This window comes from Chitinophaga sancti, assembly GCF_034087045.1.
GTDB classification, from domain to species: domain Bacteria; phylum Bacteroidota; class Bacteroidia; order Chitinophagales; family Chitinophagaceae; genus Chitinophaga; species Chitinophaga sancti_B.
Window position 1 is genome coordinate 2,401,870 of sequence record NZ_CP139247.1, and the last position, 20,021, is coordinate 2,421,890.

Sequence of the window (20,021 nt, forward strand, 5' to 3'; positions counted from 1 at the left end):
TTATATTAGTGTAATATATGATGATATAGCATTTCATTGGTAGTGATGGAAACGACAATTCCTGCAATAAAATGGTTGAGTGATTTTTTAAAAATATTTCGGTTTCCTACTAGGAGTACCTGTTTTTCTTATCACTTTTCCTGCTTTGATGATTTTATCGGTTAACTCACAACGGGCATTTTTATAAGTATGTGGTGTAAAAAGACATTTTTATTTTCCCGTTTATGACATGTTTTTAAAACGCGCATATTTGTATAATGGGTATCCATATCAACGGTCTCTTTTAAAATAAATTGAAATTCGAGTTCTCCTGTTATGTAGGCTTTATAGTCAACATGTAGCTGGTTAAATTTTCCGTCTTCAACGTTACAATAAATTATTACGTACTTATAGGGAAGACCTTTTGAATCGTAGTTGCTTTCCAGCTTGTGTATATGGTTTTTGATAACTTTTCTGTTCATCCCTTCTAAGTTAAAAGCTTCAACGAAATGTTCTGTTTGATTGCTGTCTGTTATCACCCCATCGACCTCACCTTGTTTTTTACCGGTCCCGGATACACCATACATGGATTGGTCTTTAGTAAAAAAGTTAGTCGACAACAGATCTAAAATCTGTCTGGTTCTTGTATTTTCATCGGCATTCCAGAATACTTTGTTTTCCTGCATTTTACAGCAGGCCATCAATATTGCGTCAAGTAATGCCATTTCTTTTTTTGCTATTCGCTCAGCTACCGGGCGGATTTTTTGAATGAAACTGATTTCGTCTTTAAACCACTCTTTTAAAATTTTTCGGTATTGTGTATCAGAGCTTTTAGATGAATTCCGGTAACCTTCTTTTAGTTTTTGTTTTCTTTCCTGAAGTACCAATTCCATTTCCGTTTTATCAAAATCAGTTATTACCCCAAGTTCATACAACTTTTGGGTATTTACTTCTAATAAGATTGTTTCGGTTATACTAATCAGCAAATTGATGAGCTCCTGTTGGGTTTTAAGTCTGGCTTTGGTTAACCCTAAATATTTATTGGTGTGAAGGTTATCTACGATCGGGATATTGTTTTCGAAATGCTCTTTTAATTTTGAAAAAAAACTAAGTTCAAAGGGAAATGTTTTATGCCATTTATTATATATGGCCACCAAAATATTAAAATCAGACTTGCTCTTAGGCGTTGGATTTCTAAAACCTGTGATGAACTTTAATATCTCTTCTTTTTTAGATTGATCGGTAATTCCATTATCAATGAGACTCACCAGATTATCGGCAAAATCACCAAAGAATAAAGATTCACCATAGTCAACCGGAAAACTGCCAAAGGTGTTAAACATATATTCCAAGAAGTCGAAAACTTCCTGTCTCCATCTATCATTGTACACAAATTGCAGGATATGATGGTAAGTATATATCAATTTCTCTGCATTTAGGCTAGGGACAGATTCGAAATCTTTTCTGTTGAACCATTTTTCGTTGGCTAAACGACTATGGGCTGCGCAACAAAGAGGAAATCTTTCAAATTTTTTGGTAAGCCTTGCCAATTCATTTTCATAGGTCGCTTTGCAATTTTCACAGTTTTCCATATTATGGTCATACTGTAACCGCTGAAAATCGGTGGGCAAACTGAATTCGGACCCCAAGACATGCCAGATTTTCTGGCCGCAAACCTCCATTTCAGTGACATCTTTTATGAAAAAGGTTTTATGTTTACTATTCAATCCCATTATCTAATTTGTAAGTAGTTTCTCCTAAGTTAAGGATTTACATAATCAGAATAGGTGCATTCACCAGATTGATATTAGAAGTAGACATTAGTGTAGACCTCGTTCTGGTATCCTTTTAAATATCTAATTGGTTGGTGACATACCAGATATAGAAATATGTATTGGTAGCGGTAATTTTGGATATTTATTATAGGCAGCCACATGTCTGAATTGATACCTTTTTTACTAGAAAAGGTATCAATGGTGTATTGTTAAATAATGTATAATAAAATGATTTTTAATTAAATATATAGCTTTTGCCGATGGTTGAAAAATCAATATCTAAAATAGGTTCTCTTTTAAAAATAATATGTCAGCTGGCTTTCCAGAAAAAACTAGGATTTCAAAGATGAAAAATATAAAACCTTCTTCTTCCTAGTTCTCATTCTAGCAAATACCTAATTGTTCAAAATTAATGCTCCGGGTCCCTTCAATCACATCAGCAAGGCTTACCTCAAAGTATTCACTTGTAGTTTCCTGCTTTTGATGCCCCAACATACGGGATAGTACAGGAATATTAGCACCATAACGGATATAAAGCTGACTGTTAGTTTGGCGAGCTAGCTTATTTCGCACATTCCGCCGCCATTGTAACAGGCTGGCTATTTCTTTGAGTTGTCGGTTGTATACTTGGTCCTCAGTGAAGACATCTCGATCCAGTAAATATGGGTCGCTGGGATGAAGGCTATAATATTTCTTAATAAGTTCTATTGCATAAGGGAATTTCCAGAGGGGAACAATTGCAAGGTTTCCGTTTTTAAACCGTCCTCGGTATATAAAGTAACCGTATTCCTGATCCTTATGTAATTCGGATTTCTGAAGGGCTTTAAGATCACTGTAATAAAATCCGGTGTAAACCTGCAACAGGAAAATATCCTGAACCTTAACCAGTTCCTGCTTGTCGTTATCAAATTTATATTCCTTCCATGCTCTTATTTCATTCACATCCAAGTGATCTTTGATAGTCTTACCCCTGGAAATATGAATATTTGAAAAGATAGCATCCTCCTGTAAAGGACTTATATATCCATCCAACTGTGCCCAATGAATTACTTTCCTATAAGCATTAAAATAACCAAAGATCGTAGATGCTTTAAGGCTCATTTCTCTTTTCATAAACTTACAAAGCTCCAAAAACAATTTTTCATCTAAGTCATAAAAAAATAACTCATGCCGGAACTTATTTAGAGCAATAAGCGCAGATTTATAGCGACCAATGGTAGCTGGTTGAAGCGCTTCTGGAGGATCGATGACGATTTGGTGGAAATAGGTGTTTAAAAGTGTACCTCCGAGTAGCTTAAATAAGGGTATTCCCATTATTGCTAACTTTGCCTTAAGCGGTAGTGTTGCTTTCTTGTTTTTCCCAGCGGTGAGGCAATAAAGATTTAAGTTTTGAGGTAGTCAGCTCATTGATGTTGTGACTTAACATATCCTTCAACCATTCATAGGGATTAACATTATTCAGTTTGCAGCTAACCAGTAACGAGTATAAAAGGCCTGCTCTTTTGGCTGCTTCGTGAGAGCCGCAGAACAAGTAATTTTTGCGTCCGACAGCCAGATTTTTCATACAGCGTTCAATCGGATTGTTGTCTATATGAAGATGCCCGGTAGTAGCATAGAGACTTAGTCCTTCCCAACGTTTGATACTATAAGCCATAGCTTGGGCAATTGGACTTTTGGGGCGAAGCTTTACATATTCCTGCTTCATCCATTCACCCAAAGACTTCAATATGGGCAAAGACTTCTCCGCGCGCCGTATTTTGATCTGCTCCTCATCAAGTCGTTGTTCTTTACATTCCTCTTCCACCTTGTATAATTTGGCTATTTCAGTCAGCACATGTTCAGCCCGCGCCTTATCATTTTCTTTACTATCGTAAAATTTACGGCGCGCATGAGACATGCAAAAGAATATAATCATTCCTTTGATGTTCAGCTTGTCATAGACTTCATAGCCGTCCACCTGCAGGTGTCCTTTAAAGTGTTGCAATATATTTTCGGCTGCGGGTTTATCCCTTCCGCGGTGATAGTCAAAGTAGATTAAACGTCCATCTCCGGTCAGGTATGTCCAATAGTAGCCCTGGTGTGTGTCTTTTTTCACCTGGCTGTCCAGTACCGCTATGCCGGTTTCATCTCCGTGCCAATACTGCTGCTGATACATTTCATGTAATTGAAGATGGCCTAATGGCGTTACAACGTTCGCTACCTGGCGTACCCAATCAGTAATAGTAGAATATGCAATGCTGATGTTACTTCGTTTGAAGCTGTCCAGTTGGCGATTCAGGGGCTTATGATCAATAAACTTATCGATGATGATCTGTGCCAGCAACTCAGGTGTTGCTATGCTTTTTGGCAATGCCTGTGCCGGTTGTCTGGCTGCTACTATACGGTGCTGGCCAGGTTGGCCGGGAATCGGGCATTTATAACAGGGACGAACTGTACGTTTGATAAATATCTCGCCCGGTTTCCAGCCGAGTTGCTCTTTAATGTCCTCTCCGTCCTTCTCACAATGGCTTACATCTTCATCCGGTTCGATGATCTGTTCTTCTACGCGTAAATGTTCCGGGAAAGGGTTTTGTAAGCCGTTTTCCCGGGGGCTTGTCTGGCCTTGACGTAGCTTATTTTTTGAACATCAGACAGGTTAGTAGTAGCAAAAGCTGTTTCAAAATTCAGTCCCAACTCTTGCTGTACTTGTGCCCCGGAAGGGATGAAACGCTCAGACTTAAAACCACCTAATAACTTCGTGAGTTGGTGCAACTGGTATTGTAGCTGGGTTACCTGGTTTTGTAATTGAAGGTTGCTTTCCTGTTGAGATTTTAAAAGCGGCAGCAGTTGCTCATAGAGCACTTTGTAATCTATATTTTCCGTTGCTGCTGACATGGTGCAAAGATAATACAGTACTGTATTTTAGCATATAGCCTACAACCGAAAGTTATACAGTCTAAAGTGAATAAACCCACCCTGAAAAATGATTTTAAAAAAGGGCACCGAAAAATGTTAATAACCCGACATGTTTTTCTTAAAATAAAAAAACGTTGCCATTTTTTATAGATGGCAACGTCAAATATATTCACACAATGATCCTGATGGATCACATCGTACCAATGTATCGCTTGCGCAGAAACGCTTTCTTCAAAGAGATACCCTGTAAGATCATACTTAACTGTTTAGCTGTAATGCTACTGTGAGTGCCTTCCATAATACCTGTCGGTAACTCAAAGGTGCCTTCCTCTAATCGCTTATAGTATAAGCTAAAACCATCCCCTTCCCATTCTAATGCCTTCAGGTGCGTTTGCCGCTTGTTCAAAAAAATAAACACATCCCCCGTCTGAATTTCCATCCCCAGTTCGTTGGTAACAAGCCCGCTCAAGCCGTCAAAACTCTTGCGAACATCTGCCCATTTGTGATACAACCAGTAATGGGTGCCGTTGTTAATCTGTAACATAAATTAACTGATTAAGGCTTTTAAAAAACTTACAGATGGCTCCCGGTAAAACGGATTCCACGGTATTCCGCAAAGAGATCCTGGGCGGTGGACTCTTCCTGGGGCTCTGTTACTTTAAGCAATGTGAAACTACTTTGGTGCTCTATCGGCTTATCTCGCAACTGGGCGTGATACTTCTTTTGCCAGTAGTGATATGTTCCTGGCGAAAGATCATACAGCTCACAAAAATCTTTCACCGTCATCGAACTGCCTTCATGTTCGCCTATCAGTGCAAACATCTTTTGCTCCTTCGATAACCCATTTGATTGTTTCTGTTCCATTTGTTTATTTTTTTGATAAACCCGGAAAGTAAACTTTTTTAAACAGCCTAATTTTTAACTACTCGGAGGTACACGTTTAAAATGGATGAACAAGCTTCCTTTTGAAGTTCCTTAAAGATGATCGCAAAGGTCAACTGTCGTTTAGCAGTGTAGTACCTTTTATTTAGTTCACGCAATAATGTGAGTGTGTTATCAATAGCATTATTGATTTCAAAGTGGTAAGGATGACCTGGTTTAACCCAGGCATTCTCTTTCCCACTCCATTCGTCTACCGTCACTTTTTGAGGCAGCTTTACGTCGTGGTAACGACAACTTTTTCCAATACGTATCCGGATGTGAATTTTATAGCGCCCGTTTTGGTTAATATGATTTCGCCAATTATGTACGGGACGAAAATCAGGTATTTCCATAAAGGCCTCCTTTCTTGCGCTAATGCAGTACAAATTTCGTCAAAAAGGATAGATTTTGATTAAGTGATTCTATTAACAGATTACCGATAAAGTGTAAAAAAAGGTGTAAAACAATACAAGGCTAATGAGATGAAAAAGGAAGGGCATCAAAAGAACAGGTTGTGAGAGGACGTTTGATAATTAAATAGATACAAAGAAGAACTGATTATAAAGCATCGAAAAAATGAATATTCGACTTTTTGAGCGGTTAGAATCTAAAAAAAATAAACCGCTGAGAATGAATTCTTCAGCGGTTTAAAAAAAGGTTTGTTTTTTCGAGTTGCCTGACCTGGATTCGAACCAAGACAAACAGAGTCAGAGTCTGTCGTACTACCGTTATACTATCAGGCAATAGTTATTCGTTGTTCGGGACGGCAAAATTATAACTTTCTAAAATAAAAAGCAAAATTTATTTTAGAAAGTTCTGAACCTTTCCAAAAACACTCGCTATAACTGTCACTGACGGGGATATAACCCCGCGCTTACCACTAAAATCAGGCAATAAAAAAGCCCCGCTTATTAAGCAGGGCTTTCCTTATAAAAAGAAGAAATTATTTATAAGTCGCAGCCAGTTGCAGTGCTTTGTAAGCATTTACTACACCACCTGTTCTACACAGATTTTCCATATATGTTTCTTTAGGCTGACCATTTTCATCACCAATCGTTACGGGATGCGCTACTTTCACTACAGACTTTAAGATGATCTCTTTCACCTGTAATGCAGTCAGTTTAGGATAATAAGAACGGATCAGCGCAGCCAGACCTGTTACTACCGGTGCCGCCATACTGGTACCATCATGGTAATCATATTTAGAACCAGGAATAGAAGAATATATGGCTACACCAGGTGCAAATACATCTACCGCAGTCTTACCATAGTTAGAGAAAGAAGCTGGCAGGCTCTCATCATCTTCCGGACCGGAAGCACCTACTTCGATCCAGGCCTCAGCAGTACCACCACCCAGGTAAGTACGGTTAGGATAGTTAGCCACAGAATCTGTGTTCTGACCATCATTGCCTGCTGCGTGTACCAGCAGTACATCTTTAGACATGGCGTATTTCACCGCATCGTCTACTACTTTCTTATTTGGAGAGTAAGGTTTACCAAAGCTCATGTTGATCACTTTAGCACCATTGTCTACTGCATAACGCAGTGCATTGGCCACATCCTTATCTCTTTCATCTCCATTAGGTACCGCACGCACTGACATAAGCAATACATTGTTAGCAACACCATTGATACCGAGGTTATTATTCCGGCCAGCACCGATGATACCTGCTACGTGGGTACCGTGATCCGCATCCGGACCAGTTACATCGTTATTGCCATAATAGTGTTCTTCAGGATTTGCATAATTGTCACCTACGATGGCGCGATTATCATAATCAAGGTTCAGCTGGTAATCTACCTGTTCCTTGAAGTGATCGTATGCCCTATCCAGTTCACTCTCTTTGAATGTTTTATAATCAGGGTAGCGCAGCAGCTGCTGACTTACGATCTGCTTAATCTGTGCTTCTACCGGATTGTCTGCATTAAATGTCTGGAAATCAGCAGCAGTAGGATTTTCCTTGTTCATTTTTGTCACCATTGTATCCAGCATGCCTTTGAAACGGGACACACCGTAGAGTGACTTTTTAGCTTCGTCCAGCTCGTCCTCGTATTTATCGAGCAGTCTTTTGTATTGGTAAAGACCGTTGGTGTCTGCAGAGGGATTGGCAAAACGGGCCTTTCCTGCACGTACCAGGCGGGTCAGCTCCAGGTTGTCATAATCTACATTGCCTTTGGCAGAACCGATGAAGTCCCAGCCATTCATATCATCAATATAGTGATTCTTATCGTCGTCTTTACCATTACCTCTTTTCTCCTTGAGGTTCACCCAGAGGGCAGATTTCAGGTCTTCATGAGCGGTATCAACGCCGCTATCGATAATGGCTACTACTACAGGTTTAGATTTCTTGTCTTTCAGCAGTTCGTTGTACGCCTTTTCTACACTGATACCGAAAACGGAATCTTTTTGCAGGTCCATATTTTGCCAGTTGGGCATCTGTGCATGCACCAAGGAGGCTGACAGTAACAGTGCGGCGGCGATGGCTGCGTTTTTGAAAATATTCATATGCTTTGTTCATTGACTCCACAGTAGCAGTTCAATAGTAGAGATGTGCTCCCGGGGTAGATTTTATTGTTTATTGATAAAGTTGTCTGAGCGCAAAGGGGATTTAAAGGGCCGAAAATAGCCAATATAAACCTTTAAAAATGTTAAAAATTGAAGTACCCAATCACTGCCAGCCACACTACTGCCATGATAATCAATGGTATCCACGCGGGTAATAATTTGTAGGGAGGTATGCCTCTCAAAAGCAGGCGCCATACCGGGAAGCTCAATAGAAAAGCAAAAATAAGGGAGGGTACAAAAATGACGTCAGTTCTGCCGGTCCTGTTCTGCAGTATCATCTGCAAATGGAAATATTCAAAAACCATGGCACCCAGCATGACAAAGGGAATGCTCTTTAACCGGCCTGTGTTTCGGAGGTTTACACAAAAAAGAATGGCGCCACCAATGGGCGTCATCAATATTGTATAGATGGCAATAAAGATCCTTGAATAAAGCGCCGTTCTTTGATCACTGCTTGCTGTCATACATTAAAAAATATGCCGCAAGATAGTATAAAAAGAAAGAGGTCCACTATTGCGGACCTCTTTCTTTGATTATTTCCATCCTCCACCAAGGCTTCGGTACAGTGTTACAACGGCTTGCAGCTGTTGTAGTTTGTCGCTGATACTGTTCAGCTGGGCGGTGAGCAGGCTTTGTTCTGACGTGAGTACATCCGTATAGTTGGTATTGGATGTATATTTCAGCAGTTCTTTTGTATAGTCTACTGACTTTTGCAGGTAAGCGATCTGCTTATTTCTGATGGCAGCCTTATCTACGGCGGCATTGTAGTCAAACAGGGCGTTGGTGACTTCCTGGCCAGCGGTGAGCAGGGTAGATTTGTAGGTAGCCATATACTCTTCCTGGTTGGCTTCCGCTACCCGTAACCGTTGCTTGTTCTGACCCTGCTGGAAAATAGGCTGGGTCAGACTTCCTACGATGCTGCCGAAAAAGTGAGAGGCATCGAAAAAGCTATTCAGGGTAGTACTATTCAAACCACCAGTTGCCGTAATAGACAGGCTTGGGTAGAAGTAGGTTCTGGCTACATTGGTCAGTTCATAGTAATAACGAAGCTGGTATTCAGCCTGTTGTACATCCGGACGATTGGCCAGTAACTGTGCTGGTACCCCTGTTTTCAGGTCTGCATTCACAGATTGATCTGCCAGGGTACCTCTTTCGATGGCGCTGGAAGGGCGGCCCAGGTATAAGCTGATGGTGTTTTCTGTTTCGCGGATGTTTTGCAACAGATCCGGAATAGTCACTTCGGCAGAGTAGCGGTTGGCTTCACTCTGTACCACGTCGGCCCCGGTTACCACATCACTTTCTTTCAGCGTCTTCATGGTTTCCACATCGGCTTTGCGATTTTCTATGGTCTGGCGGGTGAGCTTCAGTTGTTCGTCATATGCCAGCAATGCATAGTAATTGGTGGCAATATTGGCGATTAGCTGGGTCAGTACGGCCCTTCGGTATGCTTCACTTTGCAGAAAGGCGGCCATGTAAGCGCGCTTTGTACTACGCAGTTTTCCCCATATATCAGCTTCCCAGCTGGCGGTAGCGGAGAGCTGGTAGGTACGGTTGTAAGTGATAAAGCTACCACCCTGAGAGATAGCCACCTTTTGCTGGGTTACAGAAGCAGTAGCTTCCGCTGTAGGCAGAAAAGCTTGTTTGCTCTGGCGAAGATTGGCCGCTGCCGCATTCATACGGGCATTGGCAACCTTCAGGTCCAGGTTATTTTCTATGCCTTCTTTGATGAGGGCCTGTAAATGTGGATCTGTGAATAATTGCGTCCATGGAAGATCGGCCATGGTCGTACTATCGGTAGTCGTACTGTCGCGGTACAACTTACTGTCTGCCACATTCTCCGGTTGTTTGTAAGGTTTGGTAACTCTGCACGAAACAGCAAAGGTCGCAGCAGTCAATATGACCAACAGTGCTTGTTGTTTATTATTGGATTTCATGTGTTACGCTTTTATTGTAGTATCCTCATCTTCTTCTTCATGCTTTTTGGTACTTACTTTTTCCTGTAAGGTCTGGAAGATGATGAATAATACAGGGATCATGAATACGCCTATCACGGTACCAAAGAGCATCCCGCCTACTGCCGCTGTACCAATAGAGCGGTTACCATTCGCACCGGCGCCGGTAGCGAACATCAGTGGCATCAGACCAAAGATGAAGGCAAAAGATGTCATGAGGATGGGTCGGAAACGGGCTTTCGCACCTTCTACCGCCGAATCCAGCATAGTCATACCGTGTCGTCGTCTTTCCACCGCATACTCTACGATCAGGATGGCGTTTTTAGACAGTAGACCTATCAGCATGATCAGGGAAATCTGGAGATAGATATTATTGTCAATACCAAAGATGCGGGCAAAGAGGAAGGTCCCTGTAAGCCCAAACGGCAGTGACAACAGAACTGCGAATGGCAGCAGGTAACTTTCATACTGAGCACTCAGCAGGAAGTATACGAATACCAGGCAGAGGATGAACACATATGTCGACTGGGAACCACTGGATTGTTCTTCACGGCTGATACCGGAAAACTCATATCCATAGCCCGGTGGCAGTTTCTCTGCAGCCACTTCCTGGATCGCTTTTAATGCCTGACCGGAGCTATAACCTGCATTTGGAGCACCATTTACTGCCATGGCGGTGAACAGGTTGAAGCGTGCTATACTTTCCGGACCATATGCCCTGGTAAGGGTAACAAACTCACTGATCGGCGCCATTTTGGCATCAGAGGTCCGTACATATATCTTGTTCAATCCCTCAATATTCGCCCTGTAGGCGGTATCTGCCTGTATCATTACGCGGTATTGTTTACCATACAGGTTGAAGTTGGAAGCATAATAACCACCATAATAAACCTGCATCGCATTCATCACATTGTTCACAGTCAGACCTGCTTCTTTCACTTTAGCCACATTTACTTCCATCAGGTATTGAGGAAAGTTCGGGTTGAAGGTGGTAGAAGCATACTGGATTTCAGGGCGTTTGCTCAGTTGTGCCAGGAAATCCTGTGCTACTTTATAGAACTCAGCGGTCGAATGTCCACCTTTATCCTGCAGCTGGAAGGAGAAACCACCAGCAATACCGAAACCAGTAATGGTAGGCAGTGACATCGGCATAATCTGCGCTTCCCTGATATGAGCTGTTTTTTGCATCAGGGCGCCAATTACATCGTTATTGCTCATCGTACGATCACTCCATTTTTTTAGTTCCAGGATGATCATACCATATGAACTACCGCTACCTGCCAGCAGGTTCTGACCTGCCATACGAAGGGTATTGTTCACCGCCGGAATAGTATGGCAGATGCTATCCAGTTCATTGGCGATAACAGTGGTACGCTCCATACTGGTAGCGGGTGGCATACTAATGTTTACGAATATGGTACCCATGTCCTCATCCGGCACAAAGCTGCTGGAAGTGGAAGTCATCAGGTAATAAAGCCCACCGCCAAATGCTGCAACACCTAATAACACCAGCCACAGTTTCTTTGAAAGGAAGGTAACAGAGCGCGTATATTTAGTAGTAACAGTATCAAAAGCGGTATTGAATGAAGTATAAAACCGTTGTAATACATTCTTTTTCTTGTGTTCTTCTGAATGTGGTTTCAGAAAAAGGGCTGCCAGTGCAGGGCTGAGCGTCAATGCGTTGATAGCGGAAAGTATGATGGCAATAGCGAGGGTAATGCCAAATTGCTTATAGAACACACCCGAAGAACCACTGATGAAAGTAACAGGTACGAATACCGCTGACATTACAAGGGTAATGGAAACGATCGCGCCGGAGATTTCACTCATCGCATCAATAGAGGCCTTCCTGGCAGATTTATATCCCGTATCCAGTTTGGCGTGTACGGCCTCGACGACGACGATCGCATCATCCACCACGATACCAATGGCCAGTACCAATGCGAAGAGGGTCAGCAGATTGATACTGAACCCAAACAGATTTAGGAAGAAGAAGGTACCAATAATCGCCACTGGTACGGAAATCGCAGGAATGAGGGTAGACCTGAAGTCCTGCAGGAAGATGAATACCACAATGAATACCAGCACAAATGCTTCGATCAGGGTATGAATTACCTTCTCGATACTGGCATCCAGGAATTTATTGATATCTACCAGGTTGGTAGTATGTATTCCTTTCGGGAAATTCTTTTCCGCTTCAGCAATCACTGCTTTACAATCATTAATAACCTGGCTTGCATTGGAACCTGCCGTTTGGCTAACAGATACGTTGGTAGCAGGATAGCCGTTCACAGTAGCCATACTGCTGTAAGACTGGGCACCCAGTTCAATGCGAGCAATATCTTTGAGGCGTAGAAATTGTCCGTTGCCGGTCGACTTGATAATAATATTCCCAAATTCATCGATGCTTTTCAGTTTGCCGGAATAGCGGATTACGTACTGAAAGCTTTGATTACCCTGTTCACCAAATTTACCAGGCGCGGCTTCTATGTTCTGGTCACTCATCGCATCGGTTACATCAGCAGGCGTAAGTCCGTAAACGGACATGACATCAGGTTTCAGCCAGATACGCATGGAGTAGTTCATGCTACCGAAGGCGCTTGCATTACCTACCCCGTTCACCCTTTTCAGGGCAGGGATCAGGTTAATTTCTACATAGTTTTGCAGGAAAGTCTGGTCATAAGCAGGGTTCTCGCTATAAAAAGCGGAGATGAGCAGATTACTACTCTGTTGCTTTTTCACTGTTACGCCTGCCTGTGTTACTTCAGCTGGCAGGAGGCTGGAAGCGGTAGATACGCGGTTTTGCACGTCTACAGCTGCCTGGTCGGCGTCCCTTCCCACTTTAAAATATACGTTGATGGTGGCGCTACCATCGTTGGTAGCAGTGGAGGTCATGTAAGTCATCCCTTCCACACCATTGATCTGTTCTTCCAGCGGCACGATCACACTATTCAATACCACGTCGGCATTAGCTCCCGTATAACTGGCGGACACCTGTACTGTAGGAGGAGCGATATCCGGGTATTGCGCTATCGGAAGCGATACGAGTCCCAGGATACCCAATATGACAATGATCACCGAGATCACGGTACTGAGTACAGGACGTTCTATAAATGTCTTTAGCATAATTCCTTTTTTAATAATAGGCTAGTCAATCTTCTGGTAGAGGCTGTCGGCATTTACTATGCGGGGTTTGATCAGCGTGCTGTCGCGCAGGTTGCTGGCGCCTTCGATCACTATTTGGTCACCGGCTTTCAGGCCACTTTTTACAATGAAGAACTGCCCGTTGTCATTGGCGGTTGTGGTGATGGGCTTACTTATTGCATAATTATCTTTGGTCACGATGTAAGTAAAGCGTTTGTCCTGCAGTTCGTAAGTAGCGCCTTGTGGAATCACAAGTGCAGAGTCTTCAGACCTTGGGATCCTTAGAATGGCACTGGCACCGCTTTTAATGATGCCCAATGGATTGGGGAAAGTAGCTTTGAACTGAACGGTACCGGTAGTAGTAGCAATGAGGCCACTGGCTGTTTCTACTTTACCTTTCAGTGAATATTCACTACCATTGGCCAGTACCAGTGTTACTGCAGGCAGCTGTTTCACTTTTTCTTCCAGCGTATTACCCGGGACCATCTCGGAGAAATCAAGCAGTTGCTTTTCGTTCAGGGAAAAGTAGGCGTATACATTACTTATATTAGAAAGGGTAGTCAGTGCTTCGGTGCTGGTGCTGCTTACCAGGGCGCCGATCTTGTAAGGGATGGTACCGATTACACCATCAGCAGGCGCTTTGATAATGGTGTAGCCCACATTGGTTTCAGCGTTGGCCAATGTGGCCTGTGCCTGTGCCAGTGAGGCCTGTTTGGATTGCAGTGTATACTGTGCAGATTCCAGTTGGTACTTACTCACGATATCTTTCTCTACCAGCGGACGTACTTTATTTACATCCATCTGTGCTGCATTCACATCTGCAACAGCGCTTTTGATGGAAGCTCTTGCAGTTATAACTGCTTGTTCATACTCAGGGTTGCTAATAGTAAACAACAGTTGGCCTTTCTTCACATTGGCGCCTTCATTGACATAGATCTCTTTCACATACCCATCTACTTTGGGGCGGATTTCTATGACCTGTTGCCCCTGGATGGTAGCAGGAAAGTCATAGTGTATCGTGGCCTTGATAGGGGCTAACGAAATGACAGCATAGTCCTTTGCCGCGTCGGCCGGGTTCGGAGTCCCTTTTTTATTATTGCCACAGGACAGCAGTAGAAGTGCTGCGCCGGCGACCGGTAAATACATCTTCGACATATAAATATATAATTTTGTACATGACAAAAAAAAGTTCAGCTGATCACAGGGGTATATAGCTTGCGGATTAGTTGTTAAAGAGTGTGTTCAGTATCACAGTCTTCCTTTCTTTAACAATATTTTCATATTCCTGTTCATTCAGTCCAAACAAATGCTGATTAAGGGGTTTTACAATAAATGGATAGACGACAAGCGAAAAGAGATTCATAATAAAATGTACCGGGTTGGAGCGCTGAATGGTGCCTTTATCCATTTCCTGTTGTACTTCGGTAATGAACTGCTGCATGAACACTTCCGGTTTATCTTTCAGATAAATACCTTCCTGGATAGAGGCAGTCATGGATATTTCCAGGAAAGGATAGGTCTGCAGGCGTAGCAGTAATATCTCTACGAATTGCTCTATCTTATTCCGGAAGGGCAGTGCAGTACATAGTACAGACTGGGTTTCCCTGATGGATTCCAGTCTGGCTCTTTCAAATACGGTGTCAAACAGCTGGTCACGTGACTTGAAATAATAATGTATCAGGGTCCGGTTTACCCTCGCTGTATCGGCAATATCCTGTGTAGTGGCGTGCAGACGGCCTTCTGTGAAGAAGACATGCATAGCAGTATCAATGATGTGCTGCTCTGTTTTTTTATCTTTGGACGCCATGTTTAACAAAATTGTTAAACAAAAGTAAGGAGAGGGGTGCTTCGATTTGAGACATTACGCCAAATTGGCGATTTTCTGAGATGTAATCGGAAATTTATACGGACATCACTTCCTGTTGAAAGGTACTGGGTCTTTTGTTGGTAATCTGGTAGAATACCTTGCTGAAGGCGGCGATATTACTATATCCTGTTTGATATGCGATCTCGCTCAGGGTCTGGTTTGTCTGCAAGATCATCTCTATCCCTTTCACAACCCGGAGCATTTTCAGGTATTGAACAAAGGACATATCGAGTATGTTCGTAAATAAACGGGAAAGGGTCCGGGGGCTGATATCAAATTCATTACTGAGAGACTCGAGGGTGATCTCCTGATCAAAATGGCGGCTGATAAATTGAAGTATGGGGGCCAGTCGTTCATGTGTAGTAGTAGGCAGGGCCACAGGCAGGGTAGTCGTACTTACTTCCGGCAATATATCCTTCAGCGATGCCAGAAACCGGAAGCCTGGGTCGCCAGGTCGGATATGTCCTTTCCAGCGGGTGGTATAATTGATCATCTGCAACAACAGCTCATTTACAGGATAAATGCCCATTTTATTATAAAAAGGGGATTGCTGGTCATCTGAATTATAAAAATAGATGTTACGGGTAGCCGTGAACCTGGAGTGCCGGACCTGGATATAGTGTTCCTGGTGTTTGGGTATCCATATATAATGGCGGGCGGGTATGACAAATGATCTGTCCGGCAGGTTACAATAGGCGATGCCGCCTTCCACGTAGGTGAGCTGTCCTTTATGATGAGCATGCATCGGCCATTTACGCTCAACCTTATCAATCATGACAAATACAGAATCGGGAATAGTATCAATATCGGCTAAATACTCTTCGAGGAACATGTGGCGCGTTTGGATAAATAATTGGCAATTTAGATAAAATGGCTCATTCCCCATAATCCTAACTTTGCATGCAGAATAATGATTATGCAACCGAATACCAAAAGGGTATGTGCATTACTGCCTGTTTTAATTTTTTCGATGTGTGCAGTAGCACAAAAACCTTCCGATACTACAGCCCCAATTCATTTAACACTTGAACAAGTATGGGATAAAGCCGCACAGCACAACAAAAAGGTTCAGATGGCGCATATCCGTGTACAAACCAGTGAAGAATCTCTGAAAGATGCAAAGGCAGAAAGGCTGCCGGAGATGGATGTGAGTGGCGCTTATGCAAGGGTAACAAATATGCCTATGTATGAAGATGGATTTTTTCATACACCTACGCAATATCCAGTGTTACACAACTACTACAAGGTTGGGGGGGATGCTTATTTCAATATATATAATGGAAATAAGACCAACCTTGAAATTCAGAAAGGACAAACGGAACATGCTATAACGAAAGAACAAGAGAATCTGACGCTGTCTGAAGTAAAGTTCAGCGCAGCGGTATGTTACCTGGATCTGGTGCGCAGCTGCCGGTTCAAAGAATTAATAGCAAAGGATATAGAAGACCAGCAGAAACAGTTGGCCCACATCCAGGAACTACAGAAGAATGGTGTTGTACTAAAGAGCGATGTGCTGAGAGCACAATTGAGATTATCCCGGCAACAGATGGGGATGGTGCAGATAGATAATGATATTGCAATTGCCCGTCAGCGGTTGGCTATCCTGATTGGAGATGATGAAAATGAGCGGATAGATGCAGATAGTATGCTTACTGATGGCAATGCAATACCGGGGTCTTATGAAGAATACCTGAATATAGCAGGTACACATGCTTTCCAACTGAAGATTTCAGCAGGAGAATCAGAACTGAAAAAGCTATCGTTGAAGCGTGTAAAGGCAAACGTCTCGCCAAAGGTAGGACTGTTTGCAGAATACAATTTTTCGTATCCGCAGATCATGTTCTACCCTTACGCAGATGCGGCTTATGGATTAGGAATGTATGGTGTAAAAGCAAGCTTTCCTATTTCCTCCTTCTATCATAACAAGCACAAAGAAAAGGCCGCTGTTCTTGAATTAAAAAGAGAAGAAGTAGCGCACGAAGAAACCGGAGATGTAATCAGACAACAGGTAAAGGAAGCTTACCTCCGTTATAAGGAGGCACTGACGAGAATAGATGTGGCAGAGACCAATATCAAACAGGCAACAGAGAACGCACGGATTGTAAACAACACTTATTTTAACCAGTTATCCCTCGTGACCGACCTGCTGGATGCAAACACACAAATGCTCCAGACCCGTTTTGACCTCGTTTCAGCAAAGATCGCAGCACGCGTACAATACTATCAATTACAAAAAGTAATAGGCAATCTATAATTATTATGGCAAATTATGCAAAGACCGATAAGGTGATAACCACTATCACCGGATGGGTAGCCGGTTTAATATTAGTGGGATTGGCGATATGGGGCATCATCACGCTCATGACCTTATATAAATTCGAAGAGACGAATGATGCCCAGGTGGAAGAATACATTAACCCTATCACAAACCGGGTAGTGGGATATGTAACAAAGATTAACTACGAAGAAAACCAGGATGTGAAGAAAGGGGATACCCTGCTCCTGATTGACGACAGTGAATATAAATTACAGCAGCAGGAAGCGAATGCTGCACTGCTGAATGCAAAGGCACAGATCCAGGTAATGGAATCAAGTATCTCTACAACAGCGAAAACAGCAACGGTAACACAGGCTCAAATTGCGGCAGCGAAGGCAAAATTGTGGAAGCAACAGCAGGAAATGGACCGATATCAGAAACTGTACGATGTGGAATCAGCGACCAAACAACAATTGGAGAATGTACAGACTGCACTGGATGTAGCGAAAGCTGATTACCAGGCAGCGCTGAACAACTATGCAGCGTCTGAATCGAAAGTAGGTGATATCAAAGCACAGAAGCAGGCGTTGCTGGCCGAAATAGAGCGCAGAGAAGCCATGTTGGGCAGAAATACACTGGATATATCCTACACCGTCATTAAAGCCCCATATGATGGCAAAATGGGCCGCCGTACCATCGAAGAAGGCCAGCTGGTACAGGCCGGGCAAACACTGGCATTCATCGTGAACCAGACTGCCGGTAAATGGATAGTGGCCAACTTCAAGGAAACACAGGTGCGCCACATGCACATAGGACAGGAGGCAAAAATTGAGATAGATGCTTACCCCGGAAAGATATTTAATGGCCAGGTAGCATCTTTATCTCCTGCTACTGGTTCCAGATTTTCATTGTTACCTCCGGATAACTCAACGGGTAACTTTGTGAAGATCGTACAACGTATACCAGTACGCATCAAATTGACTGACAAAGCAGATGCTGATTTATTACTTCGCGCAGGTATGAATGCAACTGTGAAGATTGCAAAAGCACAATGACAAAAAAACTGACGATATTCAAACCCTGGGCTACGGCTTCGGAATGGTTTATCAGGTTTGTGATATTTCTGAACCTGTTACCCAACCTGCTGATGTTCGGTATCTCTGTATCCAGTGGCCCCGGTTCTGCGGGTTATTATGGCATAGAGCCGCCGGATGTGCAGTATTCCATGGTATTGTTCTATGCTTCACTGGCAGGGTTCTTTGCACTGGAAAGGCGATTCTTTCAATACATTGCAACGAAAGAGTACCTGTTGATGGGAGCGGTGATACAGATCCTTACTTCTTATGGATGTTATAAAACGCATAACCTTTATATCTTACTGAGTCTGCGTTTTATACAGGGCATGGCGAACTGTATTTCATCATCTGTATGTATTACATTAATCTTTAGCCGGCTGCGGAGCAACCGCCAAAGAGAGATCGGGTATTCACTTTTTTACATGAACCTGTTGTGTATTACAGCAGTCAGTGCACTGGTTACAGCGCCGTTATTAGATGCGTTTGATTACAATGTACTGTACAAGTGGATGATCTTTACTTATATACCTGGCACCTTGTTGTTGTTTGTGATGATGAACCCGGTGCGGTTGAATAAGCGGTTCCCGCTGTATCAGCTGGATTGGGCGAGTTTTGTGATATATACTACGGGACTGAGTTTATTAGGATATGTACTATTGTATGGGCAGCAGTATTACTGGTTTAGTGATAGCAGGATATTGCTGGCGGCTATTGGTGTAGTGGTATTGGGTGTGTTGCATGTGATCAGGCAGAAATATTTGAAACGGCCCTACCTTAGTCTGGATGTGTTTAAGAACAGGAACTATGTGGTGGGGATGGTGTTGATCTTCGTGTTGTACATCTGTAGAGGGGCATTGAATATTACGAATAACTACTTTACGGGGGTATTGGGTATGGATCCAACACATCTGTCTTATATCCTGATGGCGAATGTAGCGGGGATTGTATTGGGCGTATTAGTGAGTTCACGTATGATTACCACGAATGTGAAGATGAGATGGATCTGGTTGATTGGGTTTAGTTTATTGCTGGTGTTTCATTTGTGGATGAATTTCCTGTTTGCCACGATGGCGGATACGGAGACTTTCATTGTGCCATTGATCACGCAGGGGATGGGGGCGGGTATGCTGATGGCGCCGTTGATTATCTTTTGTATTTCTTCAGTACCGGCGCATCTGGGTAGTACGGCTTCGGCTACGGGGGTATTTTTCCGTTTTGCTGGTTTTTGTAGCAGTATTGCGCTGGTCAATTATTTCCAGTTGTATGATAAGAGCAGGCATTATAACCGTTTTCTGGATAAGTTGACTACATTGGATCCTTTGGTGAATGCCAAATTGGGTGTGTATAGAGCAGGTTTAATGGCGAAGGGATTGCCTGCGGACAGGGCCACGAAAGCTGCAACAGGGATGTTGTATCGTTCTGCAGATATACAGGCGCAGATCAGGTTTTCGATGGATTATTATTATCTGATCAGTATAATGATCATTGGGGTGATATTGTTGATAGCGTGGATTCCATATTTGAATAAGACGGTGATAGATTTGAGGAGGAACCAACCGGCGCCGGCGGCTTATTAACATTTTCGTTAA

The 20,021-nt window shown here is 42.9% G+C and carries 17 protein-coding genes and 1 tRNA gene; 3 read left to right on the forward strand and 15 right to left on the reverse strand.

The genetic code is table 11. The annotated features are described in order from the left end of the window. Positions 1-161: 161 nt before the first annotated feature. The 15 genes from SIO70_RS10175 to SIO70_RS10240 all read right to left on the reverse strand — a co-directional run bounded on the left by SIO70_RS10175 (position 162) and on the right by SIO70_RS10240 (position 15,931). Positions 162-1,571 (reverse strand): hypothetical protein, encoded by a 1,410-nt coding sequence (locus SIO70_RS10175; RefSeq protein ID WP_320580760.1) that lies wholly within the window; start codon positions 1,569-1,571, stop codon positions 162-164. Positions 1,572-2,138: 567 nt separating this feature from the next. Then, on the reverse strand, positions 2,139-3,068 hold the full coding sequence (locus SIO70_RS10180) for a phage integrase SAM-like domain-containing protein (RefSeq protein ID WP_320580761.1): 930 nt from the start codon (positions 3,066-3,068) through the stop codon (positions 2,139-2,141). A 16-nt stretch (positions 3,069-3,084) separates the two neighbouring features. Then, positions 3,085-4,287 carry an IS66 family transposase gene (tnpC, locus tag SIO70_RS10185; RefSeq protein ID WP_320582064.1) on the reverse strand — a complete coding sequence of 401 codons (1,203 nt, stop codon included), beginning with the start codon at positions 4,285-4,287 and terminating at the stop codon, positions 3,085-3,087. A gap of 8 nt (positions 4,288-4,295) precedes the next feature. Next, on the reverse strand, positions 4,296-4,628 hold the full coding sequence (locus tag SIO70_RS10190) for a hypothetical protein (protein ID WP_320580762.1): 333 nt from the start codon (positions 4,626-4,628) through the stop codon (positions 4,296-4,298). 211 nt (positions 4,629-4,839) lie between these two features. Next, on the reverse strand, positions 4,840-5,193 hold the full coding sequence (tnpB, locus tag SIO70_RS10195) for an IS66 family insertion sequence element accessory protein TnpB (protein ID WP_320578429.1): 354 nt from the start codon (positions 5,191-5,193) through the stop codon (positions 4,840-4,842). 29 nt (positions 5,194-5,222) lie between these two features. After that, positions 5,223-5,513: an IS66 family insertion sequence element accessory protein TnpA gene (gene tnpA, locus SIO70_RS10200; RefSeq protein WP_320580763.1), complete on the reverse strand. Its 291-nt coding sequence runs from the start codon at positions 5,511-5,513 to the stop codon at positions 5,223-5,225. Positions 5,514-5,560: 47 nt separating this feature from the next. Then, positions 5,561-5,923 carry a hypothetical protein gene (locus SIO70_RS33395; protein WP_414017918.1) on the reverse strand — a complete coding sequence of 121 codons (363 nt, stop codon included), beginning with the start codon at positions 5,921-5,923 and terminating at the stop codon, positions 5,561-5,563. 319 nt (positions 5,924-6,242) lie between these two features. Then, positions 6,243-6,313, reverse strand: a tRNA-Gln gene (locus SIO70_RS10205). A 200-nt stretch (positions 6,314-6,513) separates the two neighbouring features. Continuing rightward, on the reverse strand, positions 6,514-8,076 hold the full coding sequence (locus tag SIO70_RS10210) for a S8 family peptidase (protein WP_320580764.1): 1,563 nt from the start codon (positions 8,074-8,076) through the stop codon (positions 6,514-6,516). 143 nt (positions 8,077-8,219) lie between these two features. Further along, positions 8,220-8,600 carry a hypothetical protein gene (locus SIO70_RS10215; protein ID WP_320580765.1) on the reverse strand — a complete coding sequence of 127 codons (381 nt, stop codon included), beginning with the start codon at positions 8,598-8,600 and terminating at the stop codon, positions 8,220-8,222. A 69-nt stretch (positions 8,601-8,669) separates the two neighbouring features. After that, positions 8,670-10,070 carry an efflux transporter outer membrane subunit gene (locus tag SIO70_RS10220; protein WP_320580766.1) on the reverse strand — a complete coding sequence of 467 codons (1,401 nt, stop codon included), beginning with the start codon at positions 10,068-10,070 and terminating at the stop codon, positions 8,670-8,672. Positions 10,071-10,073: 3 nt separating this feature from the next. Continuing rightward, complete coding sequence (locus SIO70_RS10225; RefSeq protein ID WP_320580767.1) at positions 10,074-13,214, reverse strand: efflux RND transporter permease subunit; 3,141 nt, start codon at positions 13,212-13,214, stop codon at positions 10,074-10,076. 21 nt (positions 13,215-13,235) lie between these two features. After that, a complete protein-coding gene (locus SIO70_RS10230) occupies positions 13,236-14,387 on the reverse strand; it encodes an efflux RND transporter periplasmic adaptor subunit (RefSeq protein ID WP_320580768.1) in 1,152 nt (383 codons plus the stop codon). Positions 14,388-14,454: 67 nt separating this feature from the next. Beyond that, on the reverse strand, positions 14,455-15,039 hold the full coding sequence (locus tag SIO70_RS10235) for a TetR/AcrR family transcriptional regulator (protein WP_320580769.1): 585 nt from the start codon (positions 15,037-15,039) through the stop codon (positions 14,455-14,457). Between the two features lie 94 nt (positions 15,040-15,133). Next, entirely contained in the window at positions 15,134-15,931 is a 798-nt protein-coding gene (locus SIO70_RS10240; RefSeq protein WP_320580770.1) for an AraC family transcriptional regulator, read from the reverse strand. Positions 15,932-16,015: 84 nt separating this feature from the next. Between SIO70_RS10240 and SIO70_RS10245 the strand changes: the two genes are divergently transcribed. Genes SIO70_RS10245 through SIO70_RS10255 form a run of 3 tightly spaced genes read left to right on the forward strand, consistent with a single transcriptional unit; the run spans position 16,016 to position 20,009 of the window. After that, entirely contained in the window at positions 16,016-17,353 is a 1,338-nt protein-coding gene (locus tag SIO70_RS10245) for a TolC family protein (protein ID WP_320580771.1), read from the forward strand. A 5-nt stretch (positions 17,354-17,358) separates the two neighbouring features. Next, on the forward strand, positions 17,359-18,411 hold the full coding sequence (locus SIO70_RS10250; protein ID WP_320580772.1) for an HlyD family secretion protein: 1,053 nt from the start codon (positions 17,359-17,361) through the stop codon (positions 18,409-18,411). Then, on the forward strand, positions 18,408-20,009 hold the full coding sequence (locus SIO70_RS10255) for an MFS transporter (RefSeq protein WP_320580773.1): 1,602 nt from the start codon (positions 18,408-18,410) through the stop codon (positions 20,007-20,009). Before SIO70_RS10250 ends, SIO70_RS10255 begins: the two co-directional genes overlap by 4 nt. Positions 20,010-20,021 lie beyond the last annotated feature (12 nt).

Excerpts from the sequence above, each read along its gene's own strand:
- SIO70_RS10175 (WP_320580760.1), bottom strand. The coding sequence starts at position 1,571 with ATGGAAAACTGTGAAAATTGCAAAGCGACCTATGAAAATGAATTGGCA.
- SIO70_RS10180 (WP_320580761.1), bottom strand. The coding sequence starts at position 3,068 with ATGGGAATACCCTTATTTAAGCTACTCGGAGGTACACTTTTAAACACC.
- SIO70_RS10190 (WP_320580762.1), bottom strand. The coding sequence starts at position 4,628 with ATGTCAGCAGCAACGGAAAATATAGATTACAAAGTGCTCTATGAGCAA.
- tnpB (WP_320578429.1), bottom strand. The coding sequence starts at position 5,193 with ATGTTACAGATTAACAACGGCACCCATTACTGGTTGTATCACAAATGG.
- tnpA (WP_320580763.1), bottom strand. The coding sequence starts at position 5,513 with ATGGAACAGAAACAATCAAATGGGTTATCGAAGGAGCAAAAGATGTTT.
- SIO70_RS33395 (WP_414017918.1), bottom strand. The coding sequence starts at position 5,923 with ATGGAAATACCTGATTTTCGTCCCGTACATAATTGGCGAAATCATATT.
- SIO70_RS10210 (WP_320580764.1), bottom strand. The coding sequence starts at position 8,076 with ATGAATATTTTCAAAAACGCAGCCATCGCCGCCGCACTGTTACTGTCA.
- SIO70_RS10215 (WP_320580765.1), bottom strand. The coding sequence starts at position 8,600 with ATGACAGCAAGCAGTGATCAAAGAACGGCGCTTTATTCAAGGATCTTT.
- SIO70_RS10220 (WP_320580766.1), bottom strand. The coding sequence starts at position 10,070 with ATGAAATCCAATAATAAACAACAAGCACTGTTGGTCATATTGACTGCT.
- SIO70_RS10225 (WP_320580767.1), bottom strand. The coding sequence starts at position 13,214 with ATGCTAAAGACATTTATAGAACGTCCTGTACTCAGTACCGTGATCTCG.
- SIO70_RS10230 (WP_320580768.1), bottom strand. The coding sequence starts at position 14,387 with ATGTCGAAGATGTATTTACCGGTCGCCGGCGCAGCACTTCTACTGCTG.
- SIO70_RS10235 (WP_320580769.1), bottom strand. The coding sequence starts at position 15,039 with ATGGCGTCCAAAGATAAAAAAACAGAGCAGCACATCATTGATACTGCT.
- SIO70_RS10240 (WP_320580770.1), bottom strand. The coding sequence starts at position 15,931 with ATGTTCCTCGAAGAGTATTTAGCCGATATTGATACTATTCCCGATTCT.
- SIO70_RS10245 (WP_320580771.1), top strand. The coding sequence starts at position 16,016 with ATGCAACCGAATACCAAAAGGGTATGTGCATTACTGCCTGTTTTAATT.
- SIO70_RS10250 (WP_320580772.1), top strand. The coding sequence starts at position 17,359 with ATGGCAAATTATGCAAAGACCGATAAGGTGATAACCACTATCACCGGA.
- SIO70_RS10255 (WP_320580773.1), top strand. The coding sequence starts at position 18,408 with ATGACAAAAAAACTGACGATATTCAAACCCTGGGCTACGGCTTCGGAA.